This window comes from Terrabacter sp. 2TAF16 (assembly GCF_052115065.1).
GTDB lineage: Bacteria > Actinomycetota > Actinomycetes > Actinomycetales > Dermatophilaceae > Terrabacter.
In genome coordinates this window covers 25,789-44,751 of sequence record NZ_JBFRFZ010000002.1, presented here as the reverse complement: position 1 = coordinate 44,751, position 18,963 = coordinate 25,789, and the positions used below count along the sequence as shown (strand labels likewise).

Genomic DNA, 18,963 nt, shown 5'->3' with positions numbered 1-18,963 from the left:
AACGAGGAGAGCGCATGTCCGACACGACCGGCACCGACCGCTGGAAGGCCCTTGACTTCGCGCCGCCTCCCCCCGACGAGGACGCGGCCGAGCCCTCCGTGCTCGTCGAGTACGTGGCCGGGGACAGCGTCGCCGTGATCACCCTGAACAGGCCTCTCGCCGACAACGCCATCACGACCGAGATGGGCGCACGCCTGACCGAGGTGCTCGAGACGATCGCCGTCCGGCCCGCCATCCGCGTCGCCATGATCACCGGCGCCGGTGCGCGGGCCTTCTCGGTCGGCAGCGACCTGCGCCAGCGCCAGAGCATGACGAAGGAGCAGTGGCTGCGGCAGCGGCAGGACTTCGACCGCACCCTCTACACGCTCCGCCAGCTCCGCAAGCCGATCTTCGCCGTCGTCAACGGGATCGCGTACGGCGGCGGTTCCGAGATCGCCCAGAGCACGGACTTCATCATCGCGTCGGAGAACGCCACCTTCGGCCAACCCGAGGCCATGATCGGGCTCTCGGCCGGAGGCGGCTCACCGGCGCTGCTCCCGCGCCTCCTACCACGGGGACGGGCCCTGCAGATGCTCCTGACCGGAGACCCCGTCACGGCGCACGAGGCCCACCGGATCGGGATGGTCAACGAGCTGCACCCGCAGGCGGACCTCATGTCTCGCGCGCTGGCCATCGCGGAGAAGATCGCGAGCAACTCGCCGACCGCCGTCCAGGCCGTCAAACGTGCGGTTCACCTGGGTGAGGGACAGCCGATCGAGCAAGCCGTCGCGATCATGATGGACGCCCACTGGCGCTCCGCCGTGCACCCCGATCGGGTCGAAGGGATCGGCGCCTTCAACGAGAACCGAGACCCCCACTTCCAGGACTCGGACTACTGACCGACCCGTGATCGACACCCCTGCTACACCCTGCTCGACCCCCTGATCGACGAGGAGCCCACGATGCTGGTTGACGACAGTCTCCGACGAGCCCGGTCCGCGCTGACGATGATCCATCAACAGCCGTTCAACGCCGAGGCCCCGCCCGAAGGGCTGACGGGCGACACCACCCCGACGGAGCAGCACTACGTGCGCAGCAACTTCGCACTGCCGGAGCACGACGGCACGCTCGAGATCGGTGGCGCCGTGGGCTCTCCCACGACGCTGACGCTGGACGACCTGCGCGCCCTGCCGTCCGTCGAGCGAGCCGTCACGCTCGAGTGCGCGGGGAACGGCCGGCTCGAGACGCGGCCGCTGCCCGCGGGAGAGCCATGGGGGGCGTATGCCGTCTCCACCGCCGTGTGGACGGGCACCTGGCTGCGCGACGTGCTCGAGCGGACGCAGCCCGACCCCGCCGGCGTGGAGGTCCGTTTCGAGGGCGCCGACAGCGGCTCCTACCTCCTCAACCCGGTGCTCGCCCAGACCGTGAAGTCCGACCTGACGTTCGTCCGTTCGCTGACCCTCGAGCACGCTCTCGACCCGGCGGCGGAGATCCTCATCGCCTACGAGATGAACGGACGCCCGCTCGGTCGCGACCACGGGGCGCCGTTCCGGATCGTCGTGCCGGGCTGGTTCGCCGTCGCCTCGGTCAAGTGGCTCAAGAGGATCGACGTCGTCACGGAGCCGTTCGAGGGCGAGTTCCAGACCGGGCACTACGTGTACGAGTGGCCGGATCGTCCCCACGAGCGCGTGACGACGATGCGCGTGCGGGCACGCGTCACCGACCCGGCGCCGGGGGCGGTCCTCACGCCGGGCACCCACGTGATCCGCGGGAAGGCCTGGTCGGGCACCGGGCCGGTCACGAACGTCGACCTCAGCTTCACCGGCGAAGGTGACTGGAGCCCTGCCGTGGTCGAGGCCCCCCAGGGTCCGCACCAGTGGCAGAGCTGGGCCTACGAGTGGGACGTCGCCCTCCCGGGGCGGTACAGCATCCGCGCCAAGGCGACCGACGCCGCAGGCAACGAGCAGCCGGACGTCCCACCGTGGAACCGGCTCGGATACGGGAACAACGCCGTCGAGGTGTCCTACGTCGACGTGCGCTGACCGCGAGCACCCGCGGCCGCCTCGTGGGTAAGGGACGGACATGCCCCACGCAAGGATCGGCGTCTCCGGCTGGCGCTACCCCTCGTGGCGCGGCGACTTCTACCCGAAGGGTCTTCCCCAGCGGCTCGAGCTGACGTACGCCGCCGAGCGGATGACGTCGGTCGAGGTGAACGGCTCCTTCTACTCCCTCCAGCGTCCGAGCTCGTATGCCGCGTGGCGGGCTGCCGTGCCCGACGACGTCAACTTCGCGGTCAAGGGTGGGCGCTTCATCACCCACATGAAGGCGCTGCGCGACGTCGAGACCCCGCTGGCCAACTTCTTCGCGAGCGGGGTCCTCGCGCTCGGCCCCCAGCTCGGCCCGGTGCTGTGGCAGCTGCCGGCCCGCATCGAGTTCGACCCGCACCGCGTCCGGAGCTTCCTCCAGCTGCTGCCACGCTCGACGGGCGAGGCCGCGCGGCTGGCCGAGAAGCACGACGACAAGCTCAAGGAGGACCGCATCCTGACGACGTGCGAGGTCGACGTCCCGATGCGGCACGCCCTCGAGCCGCGTCACGACAGCTTCGACACCGAGGAGGCCCGGGCGCTCTGCGCTGAGTACGGCGTCGCCATGGTGATCGCCGACAGCGCAGGCACGTGGCCCGTCATGGACGACGCGACGAGCGACTTCCGCTATGTGCGGCTGCACGGCGAGACCGAGCTCTACGCCAGCGGCTACACGGACGAGTCCCTCGAGCGGTGGGCGCGAACCTGCCACCACTGGATGGAGCAGGGGCACGACGTCCACGTCTACTTCGACAACGACGCCAGGGGGCACGCGCCGCACGACGCGGTGGGTCTCGTCCGGCGGCTCGGGCTGTCCACGGTCGCCTGAACCGTAGACGCGGGTCGACGCGTCCGCGCGGAGACCACGCGGCATACGGTGTCGTCACGAGAGTCCTCGGACGACGGGAGACAGTCATGACCGAGCAGCACGCGGGTGAGGCGGCGTGAACCGCGACGAGCTCCGGGCCGCGCAGGAGCCTCTCAAGGCCCGCTACCGCGAGGACCCGGGCGCGGCCCTGCACCCGGTGTCGGCGAGCGCCGTCTTCGGCGAGCCGGTCACGGTCGAGGTGCGCACCGCCGCGGGGGCGGTCCGCGCCGGGCTGCACCCGGCCACGGGCGGCGACGGATCGGATGCGTGCTCGGGCGACATGCTCATGGAGGCGCTCGTCGCGTGCGCCGGGGTGACGCTCCACGCCGTGTCGGTCGCGTTCGGCGTCGACCTGGGCGAGGTGGAGGTTCGGGCGGCGGCGACGTTCGACGCGCGCGGCACGCTCGGTGTCGACCGGACGGCACCGGTCGGGGTCCTCGGCCCGAGGCTCGTCGCCGAGGTCACCACGGACGCCGACGACGCCACCCTGCAACGGCTCGCCACCGCCACGGAGCGCTACTGCGTCGTCGGCCAGTCGCTCCGGGAGCCACCGACGATCGAGGTGCGGCGCCGGGCCCCGCGGGACCGATAGGTTCGTCGCGTGAGCCGAAGCGTCTACGTCGCCTCGCCCGAGGGGCTGACAGGCAAGTCCGCCGTGGCCCTCGGCCTGCTCGACGCCCTGTTGCGTGAGGTCGGGTCGGTCGGTGTCTACCGCCCGCTGACGACCCTCGGGGGCACCGGTCCCGACGACGAGGTCGACCACATCGTCGAGATGCTCGTCAGCCAGCCCGGCGTCGAGCAGACCTACGAGGAGGCACTCGGAGTCACCTACGCCCAGGCGCACGACGACCCCGACGAGGCGCTCCACGTCATCGTCGAGCGGTTCGGCGCGCTGAGCGCGCGCTTCGAGGTCGTCATCGTGCTCGGCTCCGACTACACCGACGTCTCGACCGGCACGGAGCTGTCCTTCAACGCGCGGGTGGCCGCCAACCTCGGCTCGGCCGTCGTGCTCGTCGTGCACGGCCGCGACCGCACGCCCGACCAGATCCGCGTCGCCGCCGACAGTGCCATCACCGAGCTGCGCGCCAACCACGCCCAGACCGTCGCCGTCGTCGCCAACCGCGTCGACCCGGCCGACCTCGACGAGGTGCGGGCCGTGCTCGGCACCCTGCCCTTCCCGGTCACCGCCGCGATCCCCGAGAACTCGCTCCTCTCCGCGCCGAGCTTCCGGGCCCTCGCCGACGCGATCGGGGCGCGGCTCGTCCTCGGCAGCGAGTCGTGGATGGACCGTGACAGTCTCGGGCTCGTCGTCGCGGCAATGAGCCTGCCCAACGTGCTCGCCCGGCTCGGCCCGGACGTCACCGTCATCGCGCCGAGCGACCGCACCGACCTCATCCCGGGCCTCCTGCTCGCCCACCAGTCCGGCACCTTCCCGACGCTGGCGGGGATCATCCTCACCGGCGGCTACCCGATCCCCGAGACGATCTCGCGCCTGTCGGCCGGCGTTCAGCAGGACCTGCCGATCGCCCTCACCGACGACGGCACCTTCCGCACGGCCGAGCGGCTCATGCAGGTGCGCGGACCGATGACGAAGGGATCGCGCAACAAGATCGAGACGGCACGCCGGCTCTTCTCCGAGAGCGTCGACCAGGCCGCCCTGCTCACCGCCATCGACGTCTCGGCCTCCGAGGTGCGCACGCCGCTGATGTTCGAGTTCCAGCTCATGGAGCGGGCTCGCTCCGACCGCAAGCACATCGTGCTCCCCGAGAGCCAGGACGACCGCATCCTCGAGGCCGCTGACGTGCTGCTTCGACGAGGCGTCGCCGACCTGACGCTGCTCGGCGACGAGACGAAGGTGCGGGCCCGCGGGTCGGCGCTCGGGCTCGACCTCGACGCCGCGACCGTCGTCTCCCCCACCGACGCCGACCTCGTCGAGCGCTTCGCGCAGGAGTATGCCGCCGCGCGGGCCCACAAGGGCATGACCGTCGAGCGCGCCCGGGAGGTCGTCACCGACATCTCGTTCTTCGGCACGATGATGGTGCACCTCGGCCTCGCCGACGGCATGGTGTCCGGCGCCGTCAACACGACGGCGCACACGATCCGTCCGGCGCTCGAGTTCGTCAAGACCGCCGACGGGGTCAAGACGGTCTCGAGCGTCTTCCTCATGTGTCTCGCCGACCGGGTGCTCGTCTACGGCGACTGCGCGGTGATCCCCGACCCGACGGCAGAGCAGCTCGCCGACATCGCGATCTCCTCGGCGCAGACCGCGCAGCAGTTCGGGATCGAGCCGCGGGTCGCGATGCTCTCCTACTCGACCGGCACGAGCGGCGCCGGCGCCGAGGTCGAGAAGGTCCGTGCCGCAACGGAGCTCATCGCCCAGCGGGCACCGGATCTCGCGCTGGCCGGCCCGATCCAGTACGACGCCGCCATCGACCCCGTCGTGGGTCGGGCCAAGATGCCTGACTCCGACGTCGCCGGCCACGCCACGGTCTTCGTCTTCCCCGACCTCAACACCGGCAACAACACGTACAAGGCCGTGCAGCGCAGCGCGCACGCCGTCGCGGTGGGCCCGGTGCTCCAGGGTCTGCGCAAGCCGGTCAACGACCTCTCCCGCGGCGCCCTCGTCGACGACATCGTCAACACCGTCGCCATCACCGCCGTCCAGGCGCAGGGCGTCTCGACCGAGCAGCAGGGAGCCGGCCAGTGACGGAGTCCACCCACGACAGGCCCGTCCTCGTCCTCAACGCCGGCTCGTCATCGCTCAAGTACCAGCTCGTCGTGCCGGAGTCGGGCGAGGTCCGCGCCGGTGGGATCGTCGAGCGCATCGGCGAGGCCGGCAGCGACGTCACCGACCACTCGGCCGCACTCGAGGTGATGACGACCCAGCTGCACGCCGACGGAGTCGACCTCTACGAGGTGCCGCTCCGCGCCGTGGGTCACCGCGTCGTCCACGGCGGCCCCGACTTCTCGGAGCCGGTCGTCATCGACGACGCCGTGCTCGACCGCATCAGGGCGCTGAGCGCCCTTGCGCCACTGCACAACCCGGCTGCCGTCATCGGCATCGAGGCCGCTCGGCAGCACTACGGCGTGCCCCACGTGGCCGTCTTCGACACCGCCTTCTTCTCGTCCCTTCCGGCCGCGGCGTCGACGTATGCGGTGCCACGCGACCTCGCCGCGAAGCACTCCATCCGCCGCTACGGCTTCCACGGCACCTCGCACCACTTCGTCGCGCAGGCGACGGCCGACCTGCTGGGTCGCCCCCTCGCTGATCTGCGCCAGGTGATCCTCCACCTCGGCAACGGGTGCTCGGCGTCCGCGGTGCGCGGTGGCCAGGCCGTCGAGACGTCGATGGGCCTGACCCCCCTGCAGGGTCTCGTCATGGGCACCCGCTCTGGCGACGTCGATCCCGGGCTCCACGCCTACCTCGCCCGAGAGGCAGGGATGACGCTCGACGAGATCGACACCCTGCTCAACAAGAAGTCCGGCGTCCTCGGGCTGAGCGGTGTCAACGACTTCCGCGAGCTCGTGCAGCGGGTCGATGCCGGGGACGCGGATGCGCGTCTCGCGTTCGACGTCTTCGTCCACCGGCTCAAGCACTACGTCGGCGCCTACCTCGCGATCCTCGGCGGGGCCGACGTGCTCGTCTTCACGGCGGGCATCGGACAGCACAGCGCCCCTGTCCGGGCTGCGGTCGCCGACGGGCTCACTGAGCTGGGCATCACGGTCGACGCGGACCTCAACGCGTCGGGCTCGAGCGCGGCACGCGTCATCTCTCCTGACGGGTCGCGCGTCGTCGTCGCGGTCGTGCCGACCAACGAGGAGCTCGCCATCGCCCGCCAGACGGCCGACCTCGTCGGCTGACCGCCCACCTCCACGCCGGTTCGAGGTGATGTCGGCACCCCCGTGGGTGCCGCGCTCACCTCGACGGGCGCTGGGCCTCGAGGTACTCGCGCAGGGACGTGGGCCGGCGACCCGTCAGCCGCTCGACGTCGCCGCTGACGCCGTCGAGCTCACCCGCGGCGACGGCGGTGTACGTCGACACCCAGGCGTCCACCTGCCAGTCCGGGGCCCCGTAGACCGCGCGGGACGCGTACGCCTCCTCGACCGTCTCGTCGTGGAAGCGCACCTCGCGGCCCGTCACCTCGGTGATGACCTGCGCCATCTCGGCGAACGTCAGCGCCTCGGGCCCGGTCAGTGCGTAGGTCGCGCCTGCGTGCGACGTGGGGTCGAGCAGGACGGTGACCGCGACGCGTGCGATGTCCTCGTGCGCGACGACGGCGGCCCGGCCATCGCCGGCGGGGCCTCGGACGACGCCGTCCTCGCCGACCATGTGGTCCATGAACTCGAGGTAGAGGTTGTCGCGGAGGAACGTCCACGCCATGCCCGAGTCGCGCAGGTGCTGCTCCGTGGCCGCGTGGTCACGAGCCAGGGTGAACGTCGCATCCGGCGCGGCTCCGAAGAACGAGACGTAGACGACGTGTCCGACCCCGGCAGCCGCGGCGGCGTCGACGAAGGCTCGGTGCTCGGCGAGCCGGTCCTCGTTCTCGGCCGCCGAGACCATGAAGAGGGTCTCGACACCCTCGAGAGCCGCTCGGGCGGCGTCGGCGTCGCGGTAGCTGCACCGAGCCGCAACGGAACCCGGCAGCTCCGGCGCCCGACTGACGTCACGGACGAGGAGCCGCTGGGCGACTCCACGGCCGGCGAGATCCTTGGCGACGAGGCCACCAAGCCACCCGGTCGAGCCGGTGACGGCGAGGGTCGGACGGGGACTGGTGGCGTCTGCGCTCATCCCCCGAGCGTACGCACGGGACGGGTGCCGACGTCAGGTTCGGCGCACGAGGCGCGACAGGTCGACACAGGAGACGCCGACCGCGTCCATGCGCCGCGTGATCGGCTCGCCCCCGTCACGCGGCACGACCAACGAGGCACGGCCTCCCCGCCGCAACGCGTCGGCCACGTCGTCGCGAGCGACGGCGAGCGACTCCCAGTCGGCCAGCCAGTCGTCGACCGGGAGGTCGTCGGCTCTGGCGGCCGGGTCGAGCCTGCGGACCTCGGCGACGAACGCGCGGATCGCCTCGTCCTGGGCCGCGATCGCCGCCACCCTCACCGGGGCCGGTGACCCCACGTCGACCGGACTGGCCGCCAGGCCGGCCCGGAGCCGGGTGCAGCCGACGTCGACGGCGGCGACCACGTCGGGTCGGTCGATGAGCTCGATCCGGTCGTGGTCGGCGTACGCCCAGACCCCGAACCCGGCGAGGACGAGGAGGCCGAGCACGACCAGCGTCACGACGGTGACGGCGATGCCCACTCCCCTCGACGGGCGACGGCGCCCCGTCTCCCGCAGCGGGGACATCCGCTCCCAGTACGTCGTCATGACCGGAGTGTCGCCGCCGTCAGGCGACGACGACGGTCGGCGATGCGCACTGATGCCCGATCGTGACGACCGGGCCCGGGCTGCCGGTCAGCGGCGGGTGATGCACCGCGGGGGCGGCCACGCGGCATACGGTGTGGTCGTGACCGACAACCATGCCGAGCCCTCTGGCACGCCCTCTGGCACGCCCTCCGACGCGACCGTGCCCGTGCGCACCCACGACGACGGCGACGCGCTGCGGACCGACGCCCGTTCCGAGACCGCGGACCTGCCCGGGATCGTCGCGGCGGCCGTGCCACCCGGCATCCGGGTCGCGAGCGAGTGGGCGTGGCGCCTGCTGCTCATCGGCGCGGCCATCTACCTGCTGTCGCTCGCGGTGCGCTCGGTCTCCGAGATCGTCGTGCCGGTTGCGATCGCCATCCTCCTGACCGCCCTGCTGCGGCCCGTCGCGAACTGGCTGCACCACCGGATGAAGCCGGGGGCGGCCGCCGGCATCACGCTGCTCGGCACCATCCTGCTCATCGGGGCCCTCTTCACCCTCGTCGGGACCCAGTTCAGCAGCGGCTTCTCCGACCTGACGAGCCAGGTCGCCACCGGTCTCGAGCGCATCCGCGACTGGGTGCGCACGTCGTTCCACATCACCGACGCGCAGTTCGACGAGTACTTCAACACCATCCGCGACAAGGTGAGCGAGTCGGGCAACCTCGGCGACACCGCGACCTCGGTCGGGCTCACGGCGACGCACTTCATCGCCGGCCTGTTCATCGCCCTCTTCTCGCTCTTCTTCTTCCTCTACGAGGGCCCGCGCATCTGGAGCTGGATCGTGCGGCTCTTCCCGCGCGCCACCCGCCCCCGCGTCAACTCCTCGGGCATCATCGCCTGGCACCAGCTGTCCGCGTTCGTGCGCGCGACGATGATCGTGGCCTTCGTCGACGCGGTCGGCATCTCGGTCGGCGCCGCGATCCTCAAGGTCCCCTTCGCGTTCGCGATCGGCATCCTCGTCTTCATCCTGGCGTTCATCCCGATCGTCGGAGCGCTGCTCTCGGGGGCCGTCGCCGTGCTGCTCGCGCTCGTCGCGCACGGCCCGGGCGTCGCCCTCATCATGCTCGCCGTCGTCATCGGCGTGCAGCAGCTCGAGTCGCACGTGCTCCAGCCGTTCCTGCTCGGCAAGGCCGTCAGCGTCCACCCGCTCGCCGTCATCCTCGCCATCGCGACCGGCTCGATCATCGCCGGCATCGTCGGGGCGCTCGTCGCCGTCCCCTTCGCCGCGGTGCTCAACGCCGTGGGCAAGCACCTCTTCAGCGACGAGTCGGAGGGCGAGCTCGACCGGGAGATGGCTGCCTCGGCCGACGAAGGCGGAGCCCCAGCCAACGCCTGACGGGCGCCGTATGCCGTCCCGGAACGACGGACGTCCGTGACCGGTGGGGCCACTCGAACTCTCGAGTGGCCCCGCTTCCACATGCGCACCACGCGCCCCGGTCGCTGCACCCTCCCCCGTCGCGGCGGCGGCCATCGGAAGCGCGCCGTGGCGCGGTTCGGTCGTGGTCCGGGGCCAGGTTGCCACCCATGAGTGCGCCGTGGCGCGGTTGGGTGGGGCGGGGGATGCGTTCGAGCCAGGTGTGGCTCCGGATCGACGGTCCTACTGGGAGACGGCGCGGCGGGCGAAGAGGGCTCGGTCGTCGAGCTCCTCGGCCTCCTCCGCGAACTCAGGCGTGTCGAAGACGTCGGCCGGGATGCCGGACTCGGTGTAGCGCGGCTCGGCCTTGGCCTTGAGCGAGTAGGTCGGGCGCGGCACCGGGACGGGGCTCCAGCTGCCCTCGGCGGGCTGCTCGACGGCGGCCACGGCGACGGGCACCTCACCGGTGATCGGCGCCTGGACGTCGAAGACGCCGGGCTCGACGTGCTGGGCGACGACGGTCTGCGACTCCTGCGAGACCGCCACGACCTCCGACGGCGCCGCCGTGGCGGTGCTGCGGATGACCTGCGTGTCGTCACTCGAGAGGAGCGGCACGTGGTGCGCCGCGTCGTGCGCGTCGTAGGACCTGCTGTGGCGTCGACCCCGCCGGCCACCTCGAGCGCGCTGGTCCCCCGCATCCGAGCTGCTGCGCAGGCGGTCGGCCTGGGCCTCGGCCCGCAGCCACACGAGGACGGCGGCGACGGTGAGCACGGCGAACGGGATGGAGATCCACATGAGCACGTCGGTCACCGTCAGCACGACGGACACCGGCAGCCATGCGACCGCGACGAGGAGCAGCGCCGCGCGAAGGCGGCGCTGTGCCAGCGGAACCCGCGCAGGGGCCGTGGGTCGAGCCGGCCTCCGGTCCGCGTGGCTCGTCGGTCGCGCTGACTCGGGCATGCGGTCCACCTCGGCGGAGTAGGGGGCGATGTCGTGGTCGGTCTGGCTCAGGTCAGACGAGGAGCCCGATGCGACGGTCGAGCTCGCGAGCACCCGCTCGTCGGATCGACGTGCGACGAGCGGAGAGTGGCGGCGTGACGTGCCGGCGGGGACGGCCCGCTTCACGTCGACGGTGGGACGGCCGGTGCTCGCGGGCTTGACGGCATACGAGTGCGGGCGCGGGGTGCTCAGTGCCGGAGTCGGCAGGGCCGGTCGCTTCTCGAGGACGCGCATCGCCTCGGAGAAGCCCTCGACCGACCGGGTCGCGGCGGCGTCCTCGCGGCGGCGGGCCCAGTGCTGCACGAGATAGGCAGCCCAGATCGCCACGATGACGACGAAGATGAGGCTGCTGACTGGCACGTGACCCACGGTAGGACGCGGTTCGGTAACGGCCCCGCACATTCGAGGCGTGTCGCGCAAGAGGCTGGTGTTACACCTGTGACAGGCGAGCCGTGAGAGTCGATCCGCACAGGTCCTCGGTCGTGACGGCGAAGGAGCGGTGGTCGCGCCACGCGCCGTCGATGTGGAGGAAGCGCTCGCGCACTCCCTCGTCACGCAGGCCGAGCCGCTCGACGACGCGCAGCGAGGGCACGTTGTCGAGCCGGATGTTGACCTCGACGCGGTGCAGCCCACCCGCGCCGAGCGCGTGGTCGACCGCCAGCGCGAGGGCGCGGGTCGCGATGCCCTGTCCGGTGACGGACTCGTCGAGCCAGTAGCCGGCCGCACCCGACTGCTGCGCGGCGCGGACGATCCCGAAGAGGTGGACCTGACCCACGATGCGACCGCCGACCTCGATGCACCACGGCATGGCGCGGTCGGCGCGCGCCTCGGTGTCGAGGTCGCGGACGAACTGCCGGAACGAGACCGGGGTCCGCGCCGGCGAGCCCGGCGGGAGGGTCGGCTCCCACGGCTGGACGTACGCCGCGTTGTCGCGCCGCACGCGCTGCCAGTCACGCTCGTCGTCCAGACGCAGGGGCCGCAGCACGATCGCGGGCTCGGACGAGGCATCGCGCAGGACCACGGGCCAGCGGGCCTGACCGTCCCGGTGTGGGCGCCACGGCATCCTCATCCGAACGATCCCCCCGGGATCGGCCGACGTCGGATCACGAAGTGCCGCAAGCGGATCCGCGTCCTCACGTCAGTGGTCACTGCCGGGGATCTGGTCGAGGGCGTGGCCCAGGACCGGCTCGAGCACGTCGAGCGCGTCGGCCACGCCACCGCGCGATCCGGGAAGGTTGGCGACGAAGGTGCGCCCGGCCAGGCCGACGAGACCGCGCGAGAGCATCGCCGTCGGGACCCCCTTGGCGACGCCGGCGGCACGGATCGCCTCGGCGACGCCGGGCACGAGCCGGTCGAGCATGGGTGCGGTCTGCTCGGGTGTGACGTCGGTCGGGGTGAGGCCGGTCCCTCCGGTCGTGATGACGAGCTCCGGTTCGCTCGCGAGGACCTCGCGGAGCGCCAGGCCGAACTCGTCGCCGTCGGCCACGACGACCGGCTCGCCCACCTCGAAGCCCCAGGCGCGGAGCCGCTCGACGATGACCGGGCCGGACCTGTCGGCGTAGACGCCGGCTGCGGCACGGGTCGAGGACGTGACGACGACGGCCCGGCGGCCCACGCCCGGACCCTCACTCATGCCAGTCTCCCGACCGGCCACCGGACTTCGCCGTGACGCGGACGTCGGTGATCCGGCCGTGCTTGTCGACGGCCTTGACCATGTCGATGAGGGCGAGCGCGGCGACCGACACCGCGGTCAACGCCTCCATCTCGATGCCCGTCCGGTCGGCGGTGCGCACCGTCGCCGTGATGTCGGCACCGTCGTCGGCAACCGTCACGTCGACCTCGACGCCGTGCACGGCGATCGGGTGCGCGAGCGGGATGAGCTCGGGTGTGCGCTTGACGGCCTGGATGCCGGCGATGCGGGCGACCGCCAGGGCGTCGCCCTTGGGGACGTTCCCCGCGCGCAACGCCGCGACGGCCTCGGCGCTGAGCAGGACGCGTCCCGCCGCGCTCGCCTCGCGGGCGGTCACGGCCTTGGCCGACACGTCGACCATGTGGGCACTGCCGTCAGCGCGCACGTGGGTCAGGCCCGGCGCCTCGGCAGCCGCCGCGGCCTCTGACGGGGAGGCCTCGGCCCCGCCCCACTCCGGGGTCGCCACCCACGGGTCGCTCGGATCTGGCTGTGCCCCGCGTCGGTCGCTCATCACGCCTCCTTGTCGAGGACGAGGACGTCGACGACCTCACCGGCGACGAGCTCGGTGACGTCCTCGGGCACGACGAACAGGGCGTTGGCCCGGGAGAGGTCGGCGACGAAGTGCGAGCCCTGCCCCGTCACGGGGACGGCGACGAGCGTGCCTTCCGCCGACCGCGACACGACGGCACGACCGAACTGGCGCCGCCCGCCGAAGGACTCGACGCCGGAGATGAGCGTGGCCGGCCGCAACCGGCGCTTCTCGGGGCTCAGGCGCATGAGCCGGCGCAGCGCCGGGCGCACGAAGACCTCGAACGACACGAACGACGACACCGGGTTGCCTGGCAGGGCGAAGAGCGGCACCTGCTTGCCACCCGGCCCGGTCAACAGCCCGTAGCCCTGCGGCTTGCCCGGCTGCATCGCGACCTTGACGAAGTCGATGCCCTCGCCGCGCAGGGCGCTCTTGACGACGTCGTAGGCGCCCATCGAGACTCCGCCGCTCGTGATGACGACGTCGGCCTCGGCGACCACCTCGTCGAGCACGGCGAGCAGCTCCTCGTCGGAGTCGCCGACCGCCGCCCGGATCTCGGCCGACGCCCCGGCGCCGACGGCGGCAGCCCACAGCATGGACGAGTTGGAGTCGTGGATCTGACCGGGCTGCAAGGGTCTTCCGGGCTCGACGAGCTCGGCACCGGTCGACAGCACGACGACGTGCGGCCGGCGGTGGACCTCGACCTCGGCATGACCGCAGGCCGCGAGCAGCGCGATGGTGCGGGCGCCGACGACCTCGCCCGCCGAGACGATGACCTCGCCCGACGACACGTCCTCGCCCTGCGGACGGATGAAGCGACCCGGCGGGACCGCCACGCGGCACTGGACGTCGCCCGTTGCGGCCCCGTCGGTGTCCTCGACGGCGATGACGGCGTCGGCACCCTCGGGGATCGTGGCGCCCGTCATGATCCTGGCCGCCTCCCCCACACCCACCGAGAAGGTCGGGTCGGCACCCGCGGCGACCTCGCCGACGATGCGCAACCGCACCGGGGACTCACCGGCGGACGCGAGCGACTCGGCGCGGACGGCATACCCGTCCATCGACGAGTTGTCGAAGTGCGGCAGGTTGACCTTGGCCCGGACGTCGCGGGCCACGACGAGGCCGAGGGCCTCGGTGAGCGGCGTCCACTCGGTCGGGGACGGCTCGAGGGTCGAGAGGATGGCCTTGAGGTGCTCGTCGACGGTGCGCACGTCGCCGGGTGTCGTGACGGGCGCCGGCTGCGGCGTCGGCAGCTCACCGAGCACGGCGTCGTCGAGGACCCGGCGGTAGCCGTCGATGAGCACCTCGCCGACGCAACGGACGTTGCGGCCGAAGACGGGGTCACCGATGACGCGCAGGCTCGTGCAGTCGCGCATCGAGGGCACCCCCTTGGGGAAGCGCTGCTCGAAGCCCGACACGAAGCGGTAGGCCGAGTCGAGGTCGACGTAGGGCTCGGGCGCGTCGACGGTCGCGACGACGTGGTAGCCCTCGTCAAGGGCGAAGAAGTCGGACCGTATGACGAGCAGGTCGTTCGTCGTCTTGACCGGACGGAAGCGCGTGCGCGGCACGAGGATCGCCTCGGAGCCCTCGAACACCTCGATCGCCGTGCCCATCGCCGACTCCATCTGGATGACCTCGGGCGAGCCCGGGTCGGCGGGGTCGACGTTCTTGTGGTTGACGATGATCGGCAGGCCCAGGACGCCCTGCTTGGCCGTCATCCGCTCGCGCAGGACCTCGAGGTTGATCCACACGTTGTTGGCGTTGAAGGTGTTGTGCCGCTTGATGTCGCGGAAGTAGCGCTCCTCCCCCTCGGCCACCATCGCCGTGTCGCGCAGCACGATGCGGCCGTCGGACTTGCGCACCGCTAGGTGACCGCCCTTGCGGTCGCTCTTCGTGCGCTTGCACACCTCGGCGACGTAGGGAAGGCCGTGCTCGACCATCCACGCCGCGACGTCGGGGTCGCACGTCGCGCCGAGGTTGTCGGAGTTGGAGAGGAAGGCGTAGCGGATCCCCTTCTCCAACAGGGAGTCGAGCACGCCGGACGTGACGAGCGAGACATAGATGTCGCCGTGGCCCGGCGGGCACCACTCGAGCTCGGGGTCGTCGGGCCACTGCACCGGCATGAGGTCGTCGGGGCGCAGCTTGGGCTCGGCGTTCTGGATGAAGTCGAGCGGCAGCCCGTCGACCGGCAGGTCGGGGTACTTCGCGAGGATCTTGAGCGACTCCTCCGAGGTGCGGAACGAGTTCATGAGCACCAGCGGGAGCTCGACCCCCCAGCGCTCACGCAGGGCCAGCACCTGCAGGGCGATGATGTCGAGGAAGGTCAGGCCGTCCTTGACCTCGAGCGCGGACTTGGCGCCCGTCATGCCCATCCCGGTGCCGAGGCCGCCGTTGAGCTTGATGACGGCGGTGCGCGACAGCGCCTCGCGCGCCTCCTCGTCGGACACCTGGACCTCACGGAGGGTCTGCACCTCGCCGAGGGGCTCGATCGACTCCTCGGGGATCGTGCCGAGCGCCCCGGCCTGGAGCTGCTCGTAGTAGTGCTCGAACACCCTGATCGCCTCAGGACCGAGGCCCCGCTCGCGCATCAGTGCGACGGACGCGTGGAGCCCCTGGTCACTCATGGGCATCACCTTACGATGGGCCGCATGTGCGTCACCCGAGTGCGCGGAATGTGCTCCCCGTGAGCGGCCTGGACAAGCGTGACCTGCGTCACGCCGCGCGGGCCCGGCGGCGCGAGATCGCGTCGCGCCTGACCCCGGCCGAGCGTGACGCCGCCGCGGCGGCGATCGCCGGGGCGGTGCTCCGTTTCGTGCCCGACCCGGCCCGGGTGGCGGTCTACGAGTCCCTCCCGGACGAGCCGCCGACCGACCGCCTCGTCGAGGCGCTCCTCGCGGCCGGCCACGAGGTCATCGTGCCCGTCGTGCAGGGCGACTTCTCGCTCGAGTGGAGGTATGCCGTCCCGGGCACCTCGGGCGACGACGCGACCGTGCGCCGCCCCGGCCACGGCGGCCGCGCCCCGGACGCCGACGAGCGACGGGGCTGGCTCGGCACCGACGCCCTCGCCACGTGCGACCTCGTCGTCACGCCCGGGCTCTCCGTCGACGGGCACGGCACGCGCCTCGGTCAGGGCGGCGGCTGCTACGACCGGGCCCTGCTCCACCGCGACCCGGCCACACCCGTCGTGACCCTGCTCCACGAAGGCGAGCAGAGCGACGCCGACCTGCCGGCCGACGCGCACGACCTCCCGGTCGACGGCTACGTCACGACGACCGGACGCGTCGTGCGGCTGCGCTGACGCGCGCGCGTCATCGAGCCGAGCCGGTCGTGGGACCCGAGCCCACGGCATACGCCCTCGGGGGCCGAGCGCAGCCGCGCGGGTGACGCGACGGGCTACGGGTTCGACGTCGGCGACGGCGGCACGAGCGTCAGCTCGTCGTCGGTCGCCTCGCGCACCGCGGTCGGGCTGAACGGCCACCCGAACGTCTCGTTGGCCGCCCACGCGTCGATCTGGTCGGAGTAGTGGTCGTCGTAGGCGTGCCCCGACTGGCCGGTCGAGTTGACCCAGCGCGACGCGTCGAGGTTGCCGAGGTCGACGACCATGCGCATCGACGGGCCGCTCGTGACGTCGTAGCCGGGCTTCGAGGCGTTCCACGCGTTGGCGTTGACGATGGAGTTGCCGCCGCCGAGCTCGATGTCGTCGCGGTTGAAGAGGTTCTGGACGAACTCGGGCACGCCGTCGGCGCCCATGACCTGGTGCGTCAGGTCGAGCGAGTGCAGGCGTCCCCAGCGCCACGTCGCGGGCACCTTGCCGAGCTCGCGGGCGAGGTCGAGACGGGCCTCGACGAGCGCGCGCTTGAGGATCTCGCCGGAGCCCTCGGTGACGCCGGGCGTCGTCTTGTCGTCCCACCAGTCGTTCTTGGGGTCCTTGAGCAGCTGCTCCATGACGACCATCCAGCGGCTACCGCCGTCGGGGGCGATGTCGGGCGGGAGCTCGTCGAAGGTGTACTCGAGCAGGTGCTTCCACACGGCGTTGTAGTACGCCGCCGAGGCCGCGTCGCGCGTCTTGTCGTTGGGCTGGTTGCCGTCCCAGTCGCGCAGCAGTCGCTGGGCCTGCGCCGTGAAGTCGTCGACCTGCACGGCGAGGAGTCGCTCGACGAGGCCCGGCGCGTACGTGTTGCGGGTGTCGCCCTGGATCTGCGACATCGTCTCGGGCGAGACCTTGGGGGTCGCGGCGAGCAGGGTGCGGATGCGCTGCGCCCTGAAGCCGTAGTCCCACTCCGAGGTGAGGAACGGCGTCGGGCTCGCGCTGACGGCCTGGTTGGCCGTGACGATGAAGCCCTCGGCAGGGTCGAAGGTGTTGGGCATGTCGTCGAAGGGCACGTAGCCCTTCCAGTCCCACTGCGAGTCCCAGCCGGGCGACGGCCAGAAGCCGGGGGGCGCGCCCGGCGTCGCCGAACGTCGCACCGGGATCTTGCCGGGAGCCTGGTAGCCGATGTGGCCGGCCGTGTCGGCGTAGACGAGGTTCTGCGACGGCACCGAGAAGAGGGCCGCGGCCTTGCGGAAGTCCGACCAGTTCGTGGCCCGGTTGAGGGCGAAGATCGCGTCGGCCGTCGTGCCCGGGGTCAGCGCCGTCCACGCGAGCGACACGGCATACCGGTTGGACTGGGGAGCACCACGCACGACGCTGCGGTCGCCCGCGGCGTCGATGGCCGGGACGATGTCGGACATGATCGGGCCGTGCACCGTGGAGCGCACGGTCAGCGGCACGTCGGCGCCGCCGGCCACCTTGATGACCTCCTGGCGCGTCTCGAGCGGCTTCGTCAGCCCGTCACGGAGGTAGCCGTCGCCCGAGACCTGCTCGAGGTAGAAGTCGGTGACGTCGGGGCCGAGGTTCGTCAGGCCCCAGGCGACCTTGTCGTTGTGGCCGACGACGACGCCGGGCAGGCCCGAGAAGGTGAAACCCGAGACCTGGAAGGGGCACGCCGCGCTCAGGGTGCGGCACTGGAGGTTGACCTGGCCCCAGATGCCGGGGATCGACAGGGCGAGGTGCGGGTCGTTGGCGAGCAGCGGCTTGCCCGTCGTCGTGCGCGAGCCCGAGACCACCCACGAGTTCGAGCCGATGCCGTCGCCGCGGCCGAGGCTCGACGGGACCGCGTTGACCGACGCGAGCGCCGAGTCGATGGCGGCGTTGCCGTCCTCGGAGCGCATCGCCTTGAGGGCCGCGGGCGCCGGGCTCGCCGCCTGGTCGCTCGCGGACGCGGGCTGCCAGTCCTGCTCCGAGAGGATCGGCTGGTTGCGGTCGACGGGGTAGGGCGGGTAGAGCAGGTTGATCTGCTTGAGGGAGCGCGTCGTGCGCGACAGGCGGGCGCGGGCGAGCTCGTCGTTGTAGTTGCCGCGCAGGTCCCACGCCATCGCCTTGAGCCACGAGAGCGAGTCGACGGGTGTCCACGGCTCGACGCGGTAGCCGGGGTTGCGCCGAGCGAGCACGGTGTACTCGAGCGACATCTTCTCGGGCGTCTCGGCCTTCTTGATGTACGCGTTGACGCCGTCGGCGTACGCCTGGAGGTACTGCCGCGTCTCGGGCGCGAGCTTCGGCAGCTCCTGCTCCGCGATGCGGCGCCAGCCCATCGTGCGGATGACCTTGTCCTTGTCGAGGCCGGCGCTGCCGACGAGCTCGGAGAGCCGACCGGCCGTGACGTGGCGGCGCAGGTCCATCTCGAAGAAGCGGTCCTGGGCGCTGACGAAGCCCTGCGCCCGGAAGAGGTCGCTCGCGTTGTCGGCGTAGATCGTGGGGACGCCCTGGGCGTCGCGGTGCACCGACACCGAGCTCGTCAGGCCCTCGATCTCGAGCTGTCCCGAGGTCTCCGGGAACGACTGCCGCACCACCCCGATCGCCAGGATCCCGACGCCGACCACCGCCATGACGACGAGGACGGCGACGAGCAGGACGATCCGACGGGTGCGCTTCAACCGTGACACGCGACGAGCCTAGGCCACCGCGGACGGTGCAGCTCGCAGCCCGTGGGGCGCCGCGCGACATCGTT

General features: G+C 71.8%; 16 protein-coding genes. 8 read left to right on the top strand and 8 right to left on the bottom strand.

Features of this window, described 5'->3' with window-relative positions; genetic code table 11:
* The first annotated feature begins 14 nt into the window (after positions 1-14).
* The 6 genes from AB4Z14_RS02430 (at position 15) to AB4Z14_RS02405 (ending at position 6,792) form a co-directional block, all read left to right on the top strand.
* Complete coding sequence (locus AB4Z14_RS02430) at positions 15-878, top strand: enoyl-CoA hydratase/isomerase family protein (RefSeq protein WP_442273775.1); 864 nt, start codon at positions 15-17, stop codon at positions 876-878.
* Between the two features lie 63 nt (positions 879-941).
* Positions 942-2,021 carry a sulfite oxidase gene (locus tag AB4Z14_RS02425; RefSeq protein ID WP_082619908.1) on the top strand — a complete coding sequence of 360 codons (1,080 nt, stop codon included), beginning with the start codon at positions 942-944 and terminating at the stop codon, positions 2,019-2,021.
* A gap of 40 nt (positions 2,022-2,061) precedes the next feature.
* The gene (locus tag AB4Z14_RS02420) at positions 2,062-2,892 is read left to right on the top strand and encodes a DUF72 domain-containing protein (protein WP_442273774.1); all 831 of its coding nucleotides are present in this window, start codon (positions 2,062-2,064) and stop codon (positions 2,890-2,892) included.
* Positions 2,893-3,007: 115 nt separating this feature from the next.
* Complete coding sequence (locus AB4Z14_RS02415; protein ID WP_442273773.1) at positions 3,008-3,523, top strand: OsmC family protein; 516 nt, start codon at positions 3,008-3,010, stop codon at positions 3,521-3,523.
* Between the two features lie 9 nt (positions 3,524-3,532).
* On the top strand, positions 3,533-5,638 hold the full coding sequence (pta, locus tag AB4Z14_RS02410) for a phosphate acetyltransferase (protein ID WP_442273772.1): 2,106 nt from the start codon (positions 3,533-3,535) through the stop codon (positions 5,636-5,638).
* Positions 5,635-6,792, top strand: a complete 1,158-nt coding sequence (locus AB4Z14_RS02405; protein WP_442273771.1) for an acetate/propionate family kinase — start codon at positions 5,635-5,637, stop codon at positions 6,790-6,792. The genes pta and AB4Z14_RS02405 overlap by 4 nt, the downstream gene beginning before the upstream one ends.
* 55 nt (positions 6,793-6,847) lie before the next feature.
* Here the strand turns inward: AB4Z14_RS02405 and AB4Z14_RS02400 are convergent, their stop codons facing one another.
* Both AB4Z14_RS02400 and AB4Z14_RS02395 read right to left on the bottom strand, forming a co-directional pair.
* Entirely contained in the window at positions 6,848-7,720 is an 873-nt protein-coding gene (locus AB4Z14_RS02400; protein WP_442273770.1) for an SDR family oxidoreductase, read from the bottom strand.
* A 33-nt stretch (positions 7,721-7,753) separates the two neighbouring features.
* The gene (locus AB4Z14_RS02395) at positions 7,754-8,305 is read right to left on the bottom strand and encodes a hypothetical protein (RefSeq protein ID WP_442273769.1); all 552 of its coding nucleotides are present in this window, start codon (positions 8,303-8,305) and stop codon (positions 7,754-7,756) included.
* Positions 8,306-8,444: 139 nt separating this feature from the next.
* On the opposite strand from AB4Z14_RS02395, the gene AB4Z14_RS02390 reads away from it, so the two are divergent.
* Entirely contained in the window at positions 8,445-9,680 is a 1,236-nt protein-coding gene (locus tag AB4Z14_RS02390) for an AI-2E family transporter (RefSeq protein ID WP_442273768.1), read from the top strand.
* A 261-nt stretch (positions 9,681-9,941) separates the two neighbouring features.
* On the opposite strand, the gene AB4Z14_RS02385 is transcribed toward AB4Z14_RS02390, so the two are convergent.
* The 5 genes from AB4Z14_RS02385 to AB4Z14_RS02365 all read right to left on the bottom strand — a co-directional run bounded on the left by AB4Z14_RS02385 (position 9,942) and on the right by AB4Z14_RS02365 (position 15,540).
* Entirely contained in the window at positions 9,942-11,057 is a 1,116-nt protein-coding gene (locus tag AB4Z14_RS02385) for a hypothetical protein (RefSeq protein ID WP_442273767.1), read from the bottom strand.
* Positions 11,058-11,127: 70 nt separating this feature from the next.
* Positions 11,128-11,760, bottom strand: a complete 633-nt coding sequence (locus AB4Z14_RS02380) for a GNAT family N-acetyltransferase (protein ID WP_056777884.1) — start codon at positions 11,758-11,760, stop codon at positions 11,128-11,130.
* Positions 11,761-11,835: 75 nt separating this feature from the next.
* Entirely contained in the window at positions 11,836-12,330 is a 495-nt protein-coding gene (locus AB4Z14_RS02375) for a MogA/MoaB family molybdenum cofactor biosynthesis protein (protein WP_442273766.1), read from the bottom strand.
* The gene (gene moaC, locus AB4Z14_RS02370; RefSeq protein WP_442274013.1) at positions 12,323-12,748 is read right to left on the bottom strand and encodes a cyclic pyranopterin monophosphate synthase MoaC; all 426 of its coding nucleotides are present in this window, start codon (positions 12,746-12,748) and stop codon (positions 12,323-12,325) included. Before moaC ends, AB4Z14_RS02375 begins: the two co-directional genes overlap by 8 nt.
* Before the next feature lie 149 nt (positions 12,749-12,897).
* A complete protein-coding gene (locus AB4Z14_RS02365; protein WP_442273765.1) occupies positions 12,898-15,540 on the bottom strand; it encodes a UTP--glucose-1-phosphate uridylyltransferase in 2,643 nt (880 codons plus the stop codon).
* A 59-nt stretch (positions 15,541-15,599) separates the two neighbouring features.
* Here AB4Z14_RS02365 and AB4Z14_RS02360 point away from each other — a divergent pair, with 59 nt between their 5' ends.
* Positions 15,600-16,214 carry a 5-formyltetrahydrofolate cyclo-ligase gene (locus AB4Z14_RS02360; RefSeq protein ID WP_442273764.1) on the top strand — a complete coding sequence of 205 codons (615 nt, stop codon included), beginning with the start codon at positions 15,600-15,602 and terminating at the stop codon, positions 16,212-16,214.
* A 95-nt stretch (positions 16,215-16,309) separates the two neighbouring features.
* On the opposite strand, the gene AB4Z14_RS02355 is transcribed toward AB4Z14_RS02360, so the two are convergent.
* Positions 16,310-18,841: a penicillin acylase family protein gene (locus AB4Z14_RS02355; protein WP_442274012.1), complete on the bottom strand. Its 2,532-nt coding sequence runs from the start codon at positions 18,839-18,841 to the stop codon at positions 16,310-16,312.
* Positions 18,842-18,963 lie beyond the last annotated feature (122 nt).